Origin of the sequence: Spiroplasma endosymbiont of Tricholauxania praeusta (genome assembly GCF_964019535.1) — a bacterium.
In the GTDB taxonomy this organism is placed as follows: domain Bacteria; phylum Bacillota_I; class Bacilli_A; order Mycoplasmatales; family VBWQ01; genus Spiroplasma_E; species Spiroplasma_E ixodetis_A.
Window position 1 is genome coordinate 1,242,836 of record NZ_OZ026450.1, and the last position, 16,371, is coordinate 1,259,206.

A 16,371-nucleotide genomic window follows, 5' to 3' on the forward strand; every position below is an offset into this window, starting at 1 on the left:
CCTTTTTATAAAATAATTATCATTAATTTATAACTCCAATAGTATTAATAAGAATTCTTACTATTATTGCCATAGTAAATAACGATATACCTAATACTAAAGTGGCAATAGAAAATAACTTACTTCAACCACGTTCTTTAGTACTAGCAAATAATTCTTGATTACCCCCACTTAAAGCACCAAGTCCATTATGATTTTTTTTACCTTGTAATAAACCTAAAATTACTAATAATATAGCGATAATTAAGGCAATAATTTCAAAAGCAAAAATAATGTTTTGACTCATTTTGTCACTTCCACTTCTTTATAATATTATTAATATTACACTTAATTTTACTAAAAATAAAAAAAATTTCATAATTATTATTATGACTTATTCCAAAATTAAAATTTTAATTATGAAATAAGCCTAATATGTTATGTTTTATAATTCTTTTATAGGAAAAATTTATTAACTTTATTCTGGTTCAATTTCTAAGTAATTTCCAACAGTATTTGTTACAATCTTTCATCCATGTTGATTTGTCATCATATAAAAAATGTTTATTTCTGAAAAATTATTATACATAACTTTAACTAAATTTTTTAAATTACTATCACTTAAACTATTTGCTAAGGTTCCTATAAATTGCGGAAATTTAGTAATTTCACTTAAAATTTTTTTTCAAAAAGTTGATAGTCATCTTTATTATCTTGATAAATTTCTGCTAATCTTATTCACATATCATTACTAATACCTAATTTAATTTTGCTTGATTCTGTATATTGTGGAGTTTTATTGTCTAAAGGTACGTAATATTTTTCTATTTTATTATATTGATTATGGGAATTGATATCAGCATTATGAGCATGGGATCAATTATACGCTAAATATGCTATTCCACCAACTATAATTACTCCACCCACAACTCATCCAATAGGTCCTCCTTCAATCATAACAGATGCACCACCTTCAACAACCTCTTCGCCAATAGCAATGGCTCCTTCCTCACCAACTTCTAATAAAGGCACCGCTTCTTCTGTTTCAACTACTGTTGTAGCTTGTGGAGAACTTATTCATTTAACAACTTTATATGCAGGTGGAATACTCATAGTTGTGGTAGTGGCTAGACCTTTTAATAAATATTCATTTTTATTAGGTGTTATAAAAACGATTCCGTATTTATGCAATTCAACAATTTTTTCAAATTGTGCTCAACTAGCATCAGTAAAATGTTGTCCATAAATTTCTGTTAGTTTTTTTCTTGCATTATTTTTACTTTCTGTAGATGTGGCGTGATAAATATCTAATAATTTTTGATCAATAATTTGTGTTTTTAAAATATCACACTTTGGTTTCTGATTTGTTCTAGAGTCTGTACTTTGATTACTGTGTTGATTTCTATTTCTAGAACTAGTTCCAATGTTAAAAGATTGTTCAGATGTTGATGGCAAAACAGCGCTTCCACCTGCTGAAGGTGAAGGGGTTGTTGTTGTAGTGGTGTGCGAATTACTTGGTCTATAATTTGATATATCTTCAAGGGTAGTAAAAGTAACACTAAAATCACAATCATAAATAATATTCAAATTTTGTGTAAATATTATACTGTTTGGACGAAACATATGTGATAATGGAATTATTAATGTAGTTGAAGTTAAAAATGGAGAGAAGTCTATACCAGCCGCAAAATCGAAATGAAAAACTAAATCAGGATTTAATTCTCATAATCTCTCCATAATAGTACTCGGATCATTACGTCTAATTTGTCCTAAATTAGTATTTCTAAGTAAAGTTGATAATCTTACGCTTTGTTCATTAATAGTAAAAGTTACATTTAAATCACTATCAAAAACAATATGAGGATTATTCTGTTGAAAATCATAAACATTTTCTGATAAAATTTGAAAATTATTTATGCCTATAGGATGTCTATTTGTAAAACTAGGATAACGTAAATGCAAATCGGGATTTAAAAAATTTAGTCTCTCTATTATTGTTAATGGTGCATTATCTAACAATTCTCCTAACTCAGTTCTAATAAGAATACTTGATAATGTTAATCTTTGAGGTGTAAAGTTAATAGTAAAATTTAAATTTTTTGGAATATTTCTTGCGGGATTTTGATCGTAAATGTTAATACCAGCATGCACTGTTGCATTAATATTTGTAATGTTTTCAAATTCAATATTTTCTAAAAAATCTTCTCTAGATAAAATTGGATGATTAATTTCTCTTAATCTTTGAATAATATGTTGTTTATCATTCGATTCAATTTGACCAATATTAATTGTTGTCATTGTTTTTTGTAAACTTGGTGGAGTTTGCCTTTTAACTCTTTTTTTTGTAGAATTTACTCTTTCATCTTTTTCTTCTAATTCATTTTCTATTTCAGTTTCTATTTTAGTTAAAGTACCACTTTCAGCAGGAATACCACTAGTTAATGCAGTTGATGCAATGATTGTTTTAATAATTTTCTTTTTCATAATATAACCCTCTCTTTAAATCTTTAAATTTTTCATAGTGTAATCATTTTATATGATTTATGAAATAAAACAGATTTGATATAAAAATATCGGGGTTTTAGAAATTTAAAATATATTCTTTGATAATTAGAAAAAACACAACATATTGATTTATATCATTAATATTTTCATCAACATTTCAATATTGATTTGAGTTTTTAAGTAGTCATTCATTTATTTGGATTTTTTTATTTTGGGAGCGTGTCGAAGATGTCGATAACTAAAAAGTTTTAAAAATAGCTCCTTTCTTTTTTTACCCTTGAATTAAAAATAAATGACAAAAGACGAGAATAAAAATCTTGTCTTTTTTTTGTAATTGTAAAATTTTAAAATTTTTAATAACCGTCTTTAACGCTATTATCAACACGTGTTAGGGAACTAAAAAAGTGAACTACAACACAGTTGTTAAAAATAGTAGCTAGAACATGTGGACTTGCATGGATAAATAAAAAGTGGAGTGATACCTAATAAAATATACTAACCATTAATGGTAATTCTTGGGGTGGGAGCGAATTGGAAACTAGTATATATAGACCTGTTGTAGGGACCTATTGTATTAATTCTATTCTTTATTTAACCAACCTTGCCACCCCCCAGTGAGCAAGTGTTGGTTTTATTTTTTATTTTTTTTTGAAAATTTTTTTTGGGCGAGAAAATAAATTTCAAACTTGTAAAAAAAATTGAGCGGTGCCGGTTCAATTAAAGTATTAATTTGTTAAACGCAAATTAAATAAATATTGAATCGAATGCCTCGATTTCTTTTTAAAATTTCACAATTTATTTTTGAGCCCAGTTTTCATGGAATGAATAAAACTAATAGTAGTATTATTAATAATATAAAAAACAAAATATATGTTCTTTATGCTAGAAGCAACAGAACATATTAGGAAAGGATTATTATGGTAATAGAAATTCTTGATTATGAAGCACTAAGAAAGATTGATAAAAAAAGAAGAAAAAGATGTGTTGAATGTAATGAATTATATGAAGATGACAAAATCCAAATGCTTTATCGCTTTAAAACAGAATTAGAAGCAGAACAACATGATATTAGAAAATTTGAAGATGATTATGATATTGATGAACATTTGGATTATACAAAACCATTTGGATATGTTTGTGATTGATGTAGAAGTGATTAATTATGCAAATAGAATTTAAAAAAGAACATATTAGAAAAGGAATATTAAATGAAAAATTATTTTTGCTGAACATGTAAACAAAAACAATTATATTATTTATTCTTTACTACTAGTGATATTAAAACAAGAAAAAAATTTTTAAGAGACAAAAATGGTAAAGCAATTTGTTATGACTGTATTTTAAAAATAAGTTAAGTAGGAGGTATAAATATGGATAAAACAAACTGTACAATAGATGATTGTAAACTTTTTATTAATCATGATGGTAAATGTAAAACTGAATATGATTTTTGAATTAATAAAGAAAAATTAAGAGAAAAATTTAAAAAAGAAGTAATTAAAGTAGCAATAATTGCAGAAATATTGAAACAAATATCTTCTGCAAATGCTATTGAAAAATTAATTTATTATCTTGATAATGAATTTATTGAATTACTTAAAGATGATATTAGTGATGTAATTAAAATTAATATTAGTAATTGAAAACTTAAATTAATAATGAAATTACAAGAAAAAATTCAAAATGGTGACTTTGAATAATGCAATATGACTTAATTATTGGTATTGATCCCGCTGGTATTGGTAATAATGGAATGGTTATATATTCAAGTGAAACTAATAATATTACTTTTAATGAAACATTCAAAACTAAAACAGTTTTAGAAAGTAAAAATATATATAAAGAATATTTTAAATTAATTAAAAAACAATTTATTAATCAAAAAATATTAGTTATTGTAGAAAATTTCTTTTTAAGCTCAAAACAATTATTAACTAATCCATTAGCAACACCTAAGATTATTGGTGCATTAATGGTATTAGTAGAAGATGTTATGAATTGAGATTATTTAGAAAGTGAACCAAAAAATAAAACTAAAATAGAAAATTATAAAGGAAATATAAAATTAACAAAACATGAACAAGATGCTTATAAGCATATTCAATACTATTTAAGGAATTATAAAAATGAAAGATAAAGCAAATTATGTCAAATTAAAAGTAAAACTGAGTAACACTATTGAAGCAAAATATTACGAAAAAGGTAATAAGGAATTATATTATAGTGTTCGTGGTCAATGAAATGGATTAAATTATGTTACTTTAATTTTTAATAACCCAAAATTTTATAGACGATGTATTTTATTAAACAAAAACGATGAAATTATTGTAACTGGTCAATTTTTTAATACTTTAAATATTCCTAAAAATCGTGCATTTTGTTCAATCAATGTTAAATGATTTAAAAAATGAAAAGAGTAAAAAAATGATTAAAAATACACCATTAGAATATATTAATGACAGAATTAAGCAGCATAAAGAAAATATTAATAAATATACAAAAGAAATTGAAAGATTGCAAAATTTTATTAAAACAAATGAAATTAGAATGACTGAATTAGAAATAATAAAAGATATTTTACAAAAAGGAGAAAAAATATAATGAATTTTAATCAAAATCCAAAACAAATGACTGATTTAGTAATAAAAAAAGAGAAGGAAAAAGTATTAGAAAATTTAAAAATTAAAATAGGAACTCTTGCATTTAATAATATTGAAGAAGAAATACATTATATAAATTTAATAATAAATAAAATGTCAGAACATATTTATTCATTAGAACAAGAAATAATTAGAAAAAATCAAATAATAAAAGATAAATTGGAACAAGAAAAACTTGAAATTGCTAATCAAATTAAAAATAAGGAGAATAATTAATGAATAGATGTACATTTTCACAAACTACTAAATTTACTAGTTTAATACCACCACATGATGAACATTTTGAACAAATACAATGTGAAAATATGACAGAAGAGCAATTTGATGAATATGGAAGAGTATATTGTAAAGAACATAGAAATAAAGTTGATGAAATTAATAATTCAAGACATAAAAATTGTATTAATAAAGAAAAAATAATTGAATATTTAATTGAACATGACACATTAGATATGGAATTAATAATTGAATATTTAGAAAAAGGTTACTTTGATAATGAATAAATGTGAACATGAAGATGTGAGTATTGAATTAGTATTTAGATGTGATAATTGTAAAGCTGTTCAATTTCAACATCCAAAAAATAATAAGGAGAAATAATTATGAAAATTTGTAAAAATTGTAAAGAAAATTATAATTGACCAAATTGCGAAAATTGTTTTAAAAATAATGATAATAAAAATTAAAAAGAATAATAAATGTGGTTATGGTAGAGTTTTTGCTCATAAATGTAATAACTTATGTAAACAAAAACAAAATAAAAGAGTTAGGAAAGAAAGGTTAAATTATGAATAAAGAAAAATTTATTAAATATATTAATGATTTAATTGAATTAGAGCCAGCACGGAGAACGGATGTAACATTATTTATCTTAAATAAACTAATAGAAAATGGAGAATTTGACTAATGATAATATTACCTACTTTATTTGAAAATAAAGATGAAATTGAAATATTATCACCATTTCCCAAATCAATTCATACAAGTAATGATATTAGAGCAATTATTTTAAGACAATACCCAAATGTTAAATCCAAACACATAATTGTTTCTGACCCCGAAAGTAATGTTGCATTAATAGTTGGTGATAATGATGTTTATCAAGGTTGAATTAAAGTAACAATTAAAAAATTAGAAATTAAAGGAGAATAAATAAATGCAGAAGGAAAAAATTAAAATTAGAATTCATGAATTTGAATTATATGATTATCAAGTAAATACTTTATTAGATATTGTAAGAGAAATGTTAAAAGCAAATAAAGGAGAATAAATTATGTTAGATGAAATTTTAAAAGTAATTTTTGATAGAGCAGATAAAAAAGAATTAATTTATATGATAGAAAGATTAATTCTTTGTACTAATAATCAGTCAGAAACAAAAAAATGATTGATTAGAGAATTTGATAAAAATCATTATGTTTTAGAAAAATTATTACAAATAAAAGGAGAAAAAAATGGAAACAAATAATTATACTTTAACCAAATTAATTAGAACTGGTATAAATCCAATTTGTGCAATGATTGGTACAAGTGCTTATTATGGTCAAGTAATTGCAAATCCAATATTAGGTTCAATTAATAGTTTATTATTTGGTAAAAAATTAGGTTTAGATATTTGAAATTTAAATCAAAGACCAAATACTAAAACTAAATTAATTAATAGTTCTAAAAAAATCTTATTAGGTTTAGGAACAATTGGATTAGCAAATTATAGTAAATGAACAAAGAATAATATTACTCCAATTATTCCAACAACACCAATGCCAATAACTACTACAACTACAACTGAGGGTCCTCCATGATTACTATTAAATAAACAAGAAAATCAGTCATTAATGGATTGAGATACATATATTAGTTTAAATGCTTATGGTATATCAAATCTTATTAGTGGATTAACTGAGTTAATACCTAATAAATTTGAAACAATAAGAAAGATTTGTAATATGGCAACTGGTGGATGTTTAATATCAAGTGGTGTTGCTATGGGTATTAATAATGATTTTAATAATGCTTATGCAGTACCTACCATAATTGCTGGTGCAAGTGAAATAATCCATAATTTACTACCAATGGAAACAACTAATCATATTGAAGAAATGCAAGAAACATCATTTAATAATGAAACTGCAAGATTAATTAATGATAATAGATTCACAATTAATAGTGAAACAACTAGTCAATATGGTAGTGATAATCTAAGCGAAGTACCATTAAATACTGATAATGCTTCATTAAATTGAGATTACAATCACATGAGTTTATAAAGGAGGTGAAAAGTATGAATAAAGAAAAATTAATTCAATATTATGATGATAAATTAAAACAACATGAAAAAGATTTAGAAGACATACGACTGAATGAACGTTTAATTGCAAATCTTTTAATGGATGCAAAATGTATGATTGAAAGAATTATTAAAGGTGAATTTGATGAATAATCAAAAATAAAAAAATAAATAGTTGAAAGGAAAATATTGAAATGAAAGAATTTTTACATGAATTAATAATTATTGGAACAAGTGTTGGAATATTAATTTGCAGAGAAATTATTGTTTTATTAAAAAGATTTATCACAACTCCAAAACATGTTAGAGCAAATAATAAAATTATAAAACATCAAAAAAAATTAGCAAAATTAAATGAAAAGATTAATAAAGAAAATAAATAAAAAAGTGGTGATGTAAATGTTAGAAAATGAAAATAATGTTCAACAAACAACTGAACCTTTAACTGAAAATAATGCTTCTTCACAAGAAATAGAAAATAAAGTTAATGAAGCAGAAAATAAGTTAAATAAACTTAATCAAGAAATTAAAGAAAAAGAAATGATTAATATATTTAAAAAATATCAAGTTAAAACGGAATTTTATGAGTTTTTAAAATTTAAAACAAGTAATATAGAAAATTCAAAAATTGAAGAAAGTATTAAAAAAATGATTAAAGAACAACCAGTATTTAAAGAAACAATTAATACAGGTGGCAAACCACAAACAATAATAACAAATCAACAAAATTCAATAAAAAGTACATTATTGGATTATAAAAAAAATAATAATTTATAACAGAAAGGAAATCAAAAAATGGCAATACAATTCAATAAAAATTTAGATAATACCGAAAAATTAGTAGAAGCACCAGAGTTTATAGAATTTTATAAACAATCAAATTCACCATGAGCAAGTTTTTTTCCTATCGAAATGGTTAATTCAACCAAAATTGAATTTATAGTTAAAAAACCAAAAAATTCAGAAATTAAAGTATTAAAATGAAATGATAAAAGTAAAGGATTAGATGTTAGTTATGCTGAAACTATTAAAATTTTAAAAGAAATTAAAGAAGAAGCAGTTGCAGGTGAAATAATTGCTAATGTTGATTTAAATGCTGAAAATGGACAAAATTTATTAAATACAATGCAATATGAAGTTGCTAATGACTTAGCAGATTATTTAGCAAATAATGATACAAATGTAATTGCAAAATATGCAACTAAAGTAGATATTACTGATAAATCACCAGTAGGATACTTAAAATCAATGTTAGATGCTTGAAATACTTTATTTCAATTAAGAAATAGTAATAATTGTCGTTTTTTTATTACTAATAATCTTTATGATAATATTGTTTATTTAGCTAATAATAAAGGTTTAATTACTGATAATCAGATTGCACAACAATTAAGATTAAATGGAAATGATTTATATATTAAAGGTGTACTATGTCAAATTGTAATGGATGATTATATGACATTTACTGATAATAATGAAACTAAAATTATGTCTTTTGTTTTAGCAACACCAAGAGCAATGAAAAGATATATGTTACAAAATACAGTTGTATATGTTCAAGATATTGCTGATGGTAAAGTTGGAAGAAGATATTTAGTTGGTGGAGAAGTAACTGGTGAATCAATACCCTATATAACAGATGAAGAAACAACTTCACGCTGAATGTTATGTGCAATTGTTAATAATGATAAAAATGATTTAAAAACTAAGATTACAAGTTTAACAACTGATATTACTGCAAATGTTAATAACAATAATAGTGAATTAAATACACAAATAAAAAGTACTAATGAACTTAAATCATTAAATCCAAATTTAACAAATCCAACTATTAAATATTTTAGTGATGCACAAGGAAAAACTAATGTAAGTAATCAAAAACAAAAAGCGGGTGACTTATATATAACTATTACTGCAAATGTTAATGATTTAAATTATAAAGGAACAACAAATCCAATTAAAATAACTCTTAAATAAAGGAAATTAATATCATGCCAATTGGTACAACTAGTACAGCAATACTTTTAAACATAAATAAACCAAAACATACTAGAACAAGTAACCAACAAGAAAATAAAAGTTTTTGATGAGAAATTTTAGAAATGATTGGTGTACAAGTTATAGCAGTAGCACTTGCTCCTTTTACTGGTGGATTAAGTGAAAGTGTAGCCCTTGGATTAGGTGCAAGTGATTTAGTTGCTAGTATTAGTGCTGTTGGTGTAGAGTTTTTAACTGATTTTACTATTAATCAAGTTTATGATTATTTAAAAGGAAATGTAACAAAATTAAATACTTTCTTTAATATACTTCCTGCATTTGCTGGACTTAATAAAATTAGTCGTGGTTATCGTACAAGTAAATTTATTAAACTAGCACAAAAAACTAAAACATTAGAACAAGTGGGAATTAAAGAAGCAAAAAATTTACAAGAAATTATTAGTCAAGTAAGTGGAAAAGAAATTTTAACAGATAAAATTATTGGTAATAAACGTTATTTAATGAATTATAGTTTTACTCCTAATCGTGAAACAGTATTACGAGATTTAGGTTATGTTGCTGAAAGACAATATAAAAATAATTTTCAAAAATTAGAAGCACAAGAGTTAAAAGATTACTTATTATTACAAAATACATTAATAAAACTAAGTCCACAATTAACTCCTAAATTTAAAATTAAAGATATTGAAAAAGCAAATAACTTTTTAAAAAAATTTAATACTGATTTAAAAAAAGTATTATCTATGAATCAGCATGATTGATTAAATTTAGTTCATACAATACATACAGAAAATAGATATGGAAAAACTTTAATTTTAGATTTACAAAAAATTCGTGCTAATTCTATTAAATTTAATTTTAAAAATAATATTATTCATCAACTTGTTTTAAAAGCAAATCAAACTTTTAAATATTTTGATATTAGATTTTATTTAAAAAAAGGTTTAAATAAATTTTGAAAAGATACACCATATTTTGAAAAAATAAGAGAAAGTATATATAAATTACAAGAAAAATTTGAAAAGTTAGAAAAACAAGCATTTGAAAAAATTAATAAATTAAAAGAAAAAGCAACTGATTTATTTACTAGTGCAGAAAAAAGAGCAATTAAACATGCACAATTAATTCCATTAAATTCACCAGTATTTATGGGTTGTAAAATTCAACCTTTGTCATTAGATAAATGTGCAATTACTATTTATCATCGTAATCCTAAATATAAACCAATTACAGTTGTTGATAGTATTCTTAAAGCAAAAACTTTTGTTACTCAAATACATCCATTTCATTGATATCGTTGATATAGTGGTTGATACATTGGTTATGGTGTTAATCGTAATAAATGATTAAAAGCAATAGCATTTGCTCCACCAGTGGTGCAACAAGTAATTAGAGATAGTTTTAAAGTATATAGAGAAATATTTAGAACTATTAGAACTTATCATAAAGTAGTGAATGTTATTAATAATCCTATTGAAAATATTAATAAATCATTTAAAAGTGTTGGTTTAAAATTTTCAGTTAATACTTTATTTGGTACTGGACTATTACATCATTTAGAAAAATTTGCATATAGTCAAATTGTAGAAAAAGGGAAAAAGAAATTACAAAAAGAAGTTATTCATATTGCACATAGAAAAACTAAAACAAAAACTAAACATTATAAAAAAGCATTTTTTAAGGAATGATAAATTATGATTAATAAACTTTGAACTGATGTCAGTTTAGAAAATTATAATAACTGATATCCATTAACTGGAAAAATTACAGAAACGCCACAGCAATACATACAAACATGACCTAATGTTAATGATTGATTTATAACTTTTGCTATTCGTGCTCAAAATGATATTAATGCTTATCTTGATTTTATTTTATCTAAATTTCCTTTTGATAGTTTTAAAGATGAATTAATTAAAGAAACATTAAGAGATATGGTTTATGTAATGGTTGAACATTGAGTATTTAATCGTACACCAATTGAATTTAATGTTGATGCTACTATTCAATTTAATAATGGTACTCAATTTAGTGCAAATAGTACTCCTACAATTAATGTTTGAGATTTAGCACCTAGTAGAATGAAAATATGAGCAAGATTAACAGAATTAAAACAAATATTTTCAAGTTATAATGATGATGAAATAGATATTGAAAAAATTGACTTAAAAGCATTTTATACTAGAAATCAAATTGATAAATTAATTAAAGAACAAAAAGAATTTACATTATCAAAACAAATGAAATTGTATGATGATTTAGTTGATGATAATGAAAATGAAATATATAGAGGTCCTGTTACAAAATTTATAAATAAAGGTTATGTTGCAACAGATTATGATAAAGAATCTGAAACAATGATTTTAGATTGACCTGATGAAATTGGTACATTACCACCCGAAGCATTACAAAATAATCCACAAATTGGTGATTATACACATGCACCAACTTGTGATTTTTCTGCTAAACAACAAAAACGAATTACTACTAATGAAAATGAAATTACAAAATTAAATACTGAATTAATTAAAGCAAACGAAAATATTAATGATGTTAAAAATAATTGATTTAATATCGAAACTAGTCCCCTATGAAAAAAAGTTGAAAATAATAATATAGAAACATTTAAATGATATTTTATTAAAATCAGTTATCAATATTCAACAGAAAATGACTTTATGAAATTTTATAAAGTAATTAAAATTTATTTAAATAATGTTTTTAATGAATTTGAATTGTTAAATGTTGATTCCATGACTTATAATGAACAAATCTCAAATAAAAATATTTTAAATATTGGAACTATTTACTATGACAATAGAAATAAAAAATTTAGGGGTGGAGGTAATTCTTATCCTGAACGTGGAAAAATTAATTTAATTGGTGATATAAAAGAAATATATCAATATCAAGGAATAGATACGCCAACTGAATTTATAGCAGAAGAAAGTACTGAACGTGATTATTATACAAAAATAGAAACTAATAATTTATTAGATAAAAAGCAAAATAAATTAACTACTGGCGAAAATATTAAAATTGATGAAGTAACTAATACTATTAGTGCTATTGGTGGTAAAACTGATTTATCTGATTATTATAAAAAAGAAGAAGTAGATAAAAAAATAGAAGATAAAATGGATAAAGACCATTTTAAATATGCTTTTTCTATCAATACTATTAGTACTAAAATTCCTAATTTAGAAACTACTGATAAAACTATTGCCGGTGCTATTAATGAAATATTAGAAAAACAACCACAACCAAGTCCAAGTCGTTCAAATTGAAAAGAAGTAGGAACAAGAGAAAAAAATAAATGAGATAATTGACAAATTACTTATGATTTTATAGTTAATAAACATTATAGAGTTTATTATTCTTGAAGTATATATAATCCAGTTTATACTATACAAGAATTTATTATAACTGATAAAAAAATTGATGGTGTACAAATACAAACCTTTAATGATAGTGCTAATATAGTAATTTTATCAGTTCAACATGCAAAATTGATTACTATTTATAGCGGAAAAGGTAATTTAAAAGGTAATGTATGAAAATTAGAAGAATTACAGGAATAATATTATGTTTTTTAAAATTATAAAAATTATTTTAGGTTTAATTGGAGTACTATTATCTTCTGCAACTGCTGGTTTAATTATATTTATTATTGTAAAAATTGTATTAAAAATTAATCAAATATTTTAGAAAGGTGGTGAATATTATGTTAAGTTTATTTAAAAGAAAAGATAAAACAAATACTAGTGATAATCAAAATGAAAAAGTAAAATTTTTAACTAATAAAAATAAAAGTACACATGCTTCTATTTTAAATTATTTTGGTTTTAATGATTTTAACCATGAAACTTATTTTACTGATTTTGTAGCAGAAAATAATGCTAATTTATATAATGCTCCATTAGATATTAATAATGAAACTATTAAAAAATACTTAATTCAGCAAGAATTTTATAGAAAAAATTGAAATTCTATTTTTAAATTAAGCAAATTAGGAATTAGTGGTTATTTAATTTTTATTGCTAATGATGATTTATATTTTCAAGTAATAGATATTCAACAAAGAGTTTATGATATTACCGGTAAATTAATTCAATGTACTATTTTTTATGATAGTTATCAACAAAATGCACAAAATGTAAGATTATTTGAAATTTATACATTAAATAATGAACAAGTAACTATTAATCGTGCAATTTATAGTATTAGTGATAATAAAAAACAATTTCCATTAGATTTTAAATCATTCATTAATAATCCAAATTTAGAGCAAGAACAAACACTAAATATTAATTATATACCAATAGCAATTATGCGAAATAAAGCAAATGAATTAGCAGATTGTGATAAAGTAATGGATAAAATTAAAGCATTAGATGTTATTTATGAACAAATTGTTTTAGATACTATTTTAAACTCACCTAAATTTATTTTTAATCAAACTTATGGGAATGTTCAATCAGCATTAGAACAAACAGTAAGAACTTTGGTTACTAAAAACTACATATTTAAAAGTGGTGGAGATAATAACGAACAAAATGAAAATATTAATATGACAAATAGTAATTTTAAAGGTAAAAATTTAACTGATATATACGATTGAAATGTTAATGAAATATTTAAACGTTGTGGTATTCATATACCAAGTCAAAAGAAATCTGCACAACAATCAGTTCCCGAAAGTACAGCTGTAAATATTTCAACTATTAATTATATTGAACAAAAATTATGACAATTTAATATTGATATTCTTAAATTTATTCAAATATTAGTAAGCATAGATAAAGATTTATTAAATAGTAAAACATTTAATATTAATGATGAACAAGAAATTAATAATTTAACAGTTAAATTAAAATTATTTAATCCCGAAAATAACCAATTAATAGGAGAGAACAATGGAAAACAACAACAAACCACAAACGAAGTTTCCACAGAAACAAACTAAACTTAATCAAGCAGAAGTAGAAAATGATTATTTAATTGATAATATTCCTTATGATTTTACTAATATGATGGGTGCTACTAGTGACCCAGATATTAATAGAGCATACGATGAATTTAAAAAAAGAACAATTTATATTTATGAAATTGAACGTTTATTTAAAAATAATGAAAATAATAGTTTAAGATTTTCAGCAAATACTATTAAAATAGGTTTTATTGATATTGATAAAGTTTTAAAAACTACTGCTGTTGAAACATCTGATTTTACTATGCAATTAAATCAAAGAGCAAGTACTAATATTAATGATAATACAATTGAATATAGTATGACTGATATTAAAAATTTAATATTTCAAGAAATAAATTTATTAAATCAATTTAAGTTATATGCAGTTAGTATTAATGAACCATTAACTGAAAATAATATTGATAATTTATATATCATTAATAACTATTCACAACCTTATCAAAATCCAAAAACAAGAAGTACTAAAAGTATAACTATTATTAAAATTAAAGATTTTAAAACAAGAGATGGTTATCCAATCATTATTAAATTACAAAAACCATTAGATAAAGATACCAAAGTTATTGGTTTAAAAATTAAAGCCCCTAGAAGCATGATTTTTGGCAATATAAAGGTACTTGGTGAAGTTGACAATATGGAAGTATACCCAAAGTTATTTGTCAAGGATAAGATAGCATTTCCGCTGTTATCAATGCCTATTGAAACTCAACCAAAAGTTAGAATATTACAACAATGATTTAGTGAACAAATATTACCGTGAAATTTAGCAAAACAATTTATAGGACAAGAAAAATCAGTTTTAGATTTAATTAAAATTAGTACTGGAACTGTTACAAGAAAAGAAGTTATTAATAATGCCAGAGTAACTGATACTTGACTAGGTTGAGAAATGGGTGCTGTTTGAGATGGTAATTGACCATTAAAAAAAGAAATACATTTAGAAGATAAAAAAGTTTTATCTTTTAGTAATGAAGGATGATATGTTTATCTTGCAACCAATAATAGATTTAAAAGTATAGAAATTGAAATAAAAGATGCACCAACAATTGATAGTTTACAAAAATTATTATTAGATATGTTAAGTTATACATATAACTATAATAGAAATTTCGAAGGTGCAGATTATGATGATAAAGGTAAACCAAAAAATAAAATAGCAGAATTAAGAAAAAAATTTGAAGGTCAAAAACCCGATGAAGTAATTACCAACTTATTTAGGCAATGAGAGTTAGATTATCCAAATTATGTTAATTTATCACAAGTTAAAATATTTAAACAAATATTTACTATGTTATCAAAATATATTTATTCATCATTATCAATAAATAAAGGATTAAATGATGATAATAAAATTTTATTGCCATATTATTTTGAATTACAATCAAGTCCAATACAACCTAGCGAAAATGATATTTGACAGTATAAAGATATAAAAGTAATATTAAAATCTGTATATTTTGATTTTACAGATATAAATAATATTAAATTAAAAAACAATGATATTAGTCAAAATGAATTATTGAAACTAGATGATAATCAATTTAACTGACTATCTATAACTAATGAACTAGAAAGTAATAACATACCTTCATTAATTCCAGCAGACTGGACATTATCAAATGGTGAATATGGTAAATATTTTACAAGAGCAATTATTGGAAAAATTAAAATTGCTAATGCTTTAAATTTATATGGTTCAAATAAATCTCAATTATTTTCTAAATTAGAATTTTATAAAGAAATTTCTCAAATTGATAATGTTAATGAATTTGAATTACAAATTGAAAATCCGATTAATAATTTAAATCGGATTGAAATCAGTGGTATTTTTGGTGCTGGTAATTATGATTTAATTTTAATTACTGATAAACAAGAAATAAATCTACAAAATATTAATTTATTTGATAAATATAATGAAAATATTTCTTATATTAACTTAGAGATATAAA

At 23.1% G+C, this 16,371-nt stretch carries 23 protein-coding genes; 21 read left to right on the forward strand and 2 right to left on the reverse strand.

The window, feature by feature from the left end; all coding sequences use genetic code 4:
* Positions 1-22 precede the first annotated feature (22 nt).
* Together secG and AACK96_RS06820 are read right to left on the reverse strand one after the other, a co-directional pair.
* Positions 23-286, reverse strand: a complete 264-nt coding sequence (secG, locus tag AACK96_RS06815; protein ID WP_174480339.1) for a preprotein translocase subunit SecG — start codon at positions 284-286, stop codon at positions 23-25.
* Positions 287-651: 365 nt separating this feature from the next.
* On the reverse strand, positions 652-2,463 hold the full coding sequence (locus AACK96_RS06820; protein ID WP_338974057.1) for a hypothetical protein: 1,812 nt from the start codon (positions 2,461-2,463) through the stop codon (positions 652-654).
* Between the two features lie 938 nt (positions 2,464-3,401).
* Here AACK96_RS06820 and AACK96_RS06825 point away from each other — a divergent pair.
* From AACK96_RS06825 to AACK96_RS06925, 21 genes are all read left to right on the forward strand, one after another.
* Positions 3,402-3,644, forward strand: coding sequence for a hypothetical protein (locus AACK96_RS06825; RefSeq protein ID WP_338973510.1), 243 nt, complete (start codon positions 3,402-3,404; stop codon positions 3,642-3,644).
* A gap of 48 nt (positions 3,645-3,692) precedes the next feature.
* The gene (locus AACK96_RS06830; RefSeq protein ID WP_338973430.1) at positions 3,693-3,839 is read left to right on the forward strand and encodes a hypothetical protein; all 147 of its coding nucleotides are present in this window, start codon (positions 3,693-3,695) and stop codon (positions 3,837-3,839) included.
* Positions 3,840-3,854: 15 nt separating this feature from the next.
* Complete coding sequence (locus tag AACK96_RS06835) at positions 3,855-4,184, forward strand: hypothetical protein (RefSeq protein WP_338973513.1); 330 nt, start codon at positions 3,855-3,857, stop codon at positions 4,182-4,184.
* Positions 4,184-4,621, forward strand: coding sequence for a hypothetical protein (locus tag AACK96_RS06840; protein ID WP_338973516.1), 438 nt, complete (start codon positions 4,184-4,186; stop codon positions 4,619-4,621). The genes AACK96_RS06835 and AACK96_RS06840 overlap by 1 nt, the downstream gene beginning before the upstream one ends.
* Complete coding sequence (locus AACK96_RS06845) at positions 4,611-4,904, forward strand: hypothetical protein (protein WP_338973519.1); 294 nt, start codon at positions 4,611-4,613, stop codon at positions 4,902-4,904. Before AACK96_RS06840 ends, AACK96_RS06845 begins: the two co-directional genes overlap by 11 nt.
* Positions 4,873-5,085 (forward strand): hypothetical protein, encoded by a 213-nt coding sequence (locus AACK96_RS06850; RefSeq protein ID WP_338973522.1) that lies wholly within the window; start codon positions 4,873-4,875, stop codon positions 5,083-5,085. Before AACK96_RS06845 ends, AACK96_RS06850 begins: the two co-directional genes overlap by 32 nt.
* Entirely contained in the window at positions 5,085-5,360 is a 276-nt protein-coding gene (locus AACK96_RS06855) for a hypothetical protein (RefSeq protein ID WP_338973523.1), read from the forward strand. Before AACK96_RS06850 ends, AACK96_RS06855 begins: the two co-directional genes overlap by 1 nt.
* Positions 5,360-5,647: a hypothetical protein gene (locus AACK96_RS06860; RefSeq protein WP_338973525.1), complete on the forward strand. Its 288-nt coding sequence runs from the start codon at positions 5,360-5,362 to the stop codon at positions 5,645-5,647. The genes AACK96_RS06855 and AACK96_RS06860 overlap by 1 nt, the downstream gene beginning before the upstream one ends.
* Before the next feature lie 166 nt (positions 5,648-5,813).
* The gene (locus AACK96_RS06865; protein WP_338973528.1) at positions 5,814-5,939 is read left to right on the forward strand and encodes a hypothetical protein; all 126 of its coding nucleotides are present in this window, start codon (positions 5,814-5,816) and stop codon (positions 5,937-5,939) included.
* A gap of 111 nt (positions 5,940-6,050) precedes the next feature.
* Positions 6,051-6,296 (forward strand): hypothetical protein, encoded by a 246-nt coding sequence (locus tag AACK96_RS06870; protein ID WP_338973530.1) that lies wholly within the window; start codon positions 6,051-6,053, stop codon positions 6,294-6,296.
* A 121-nt stretch (positions 6,297-6,417) separates the two neighbouring features.
* Positions 6,418-6,612, forward strand: a complete 195-nt coding sequence (locus AACK96_RS06875) for a hypothetical protein (protein ID WP_338974059.1) — start codon at positions 6,418-6,420, stop codon at positions 6,610-6,612.
* Positions 6,599-7,411, forward strand: coding sequence for a hypothetical protein (locus AACK96_RS06880; protein WP_338974061.1), 813 nt, complete (start codon positions 6,599-6,601; stop codon positions 7,409-7,411). The genes AACK96_RS06875 and AACK96_RS06880 overlap by 14 nt, the downstream gene beginning before the upstream one ends.
* A gap of 14 nt (positions 7,412-7,425) precedes the next feature.
* Positions 7,426-7,584: a hypothetical protein gene (locus AACK96_RS06885; RefSeq protein WP_281748859.1), complete on the forward strand. Its 159-nt coding sequence runs from the start codon at positions 7,426-7,428 to the stop codon at positions 7,582-7,584.
* 41 nt (positions 7,585-7,625) lie between these two features.
* Positions 7,626-7,814: a hypothetical protein gene (locus AACK96_RS06890; protein WP_338973407.1), complete on the forward strand. Its 189-nt coding sequence runs from the start codon at positions 7,626-7,628 to the stop codon at positions 7,812-7,814.
* A 16-nt stretch (positions 7,815-7,830) separates the two neighbouring features.
* Positions 7,831-8,208 (forward strand): hypothetical protein, encoded by a 378-nt coding sequence (locus AACK96_RS06895; protein ID WP_338973404.1) that lies wholly within the window; start codon positions 7,831-7,833, stop codon positions 8,206-8,208.
* 18 nt (positions 8,209-8,226) lie between these two features.
* Positions 8,227-9,408 carry a hypothetical protein gene (locus tag AACK96_RS06900; protein WP_338973539.1) on the forward strand — a complete coding sequence of 394 codons (1,182 nt, stop codon included), beginning with the start codon at positions 8,227-8,229 and terminating at the stop codon, positions 9,406-9,408.
* Between the two features lie 14 nt (positions 9,409-9,422).
* A complete protein-coding gene (locus tag AACK96_RS06905; protein WP_338974062.1) occupies positions 9,423-11,120 on the forward strand; it encodes a hypothetical protein in 1,698 nt (565 codons plus the stop codon).
* A 3-nt stretch (positions 11,121-11,123) separates the two neighbouring features.
* Positions 11,124-13,010, forward strand: a complete 1,887-nt coding sequence (locus AACK96_RS06910; RefSeq protein ID WP_338974063.1) for a hypothetical protein — start codon at positions 11,124-11,126, stop codon at positions 13,008-13,010.
* 4 nt (positions 13,011-13,014) lie between these two features.
* Positions 13,015-13,137: a hypothetical protein gene (locus AACK96_RS06915; protein ID WP_338973392.1), complete on the forward strand. Its 123-nt coding sequence runs from the start codon at positions 13,015-13,017 to the stop codon at positions 13,135-13,137.
* Positions 13,138-13,153: 16 nt separating this feature from the next.
* Positions 13,154-14,395 (forward strand): hypothetical protein, encoded by a 1,242-nt coding sequence (locus AACK96_RS06920; RefSeq protein ID WP_338974065.1) that lies wholly within the window; start codon positions 13,154-13,156, stop codon positions 14,393-14,395.
* Positions 14,346-16,370: a hypothetical protein gene (locus AACK96_RS06925; RefSeq protein WP_338974067.1), complete on the forward strand. Its 2,025-nt coding sequence runs from the start codon at positions 14,346-14,348 to the stop codon at positions 16,368-16,370. The genes AACK96_RS06920 and AACK96_RS06925 overlap by 50 nt, the downstream gene beginning before the upstream one ends.
* The last annotated feature ends 1 nt before the right edge of the window (position 16,371 follow it).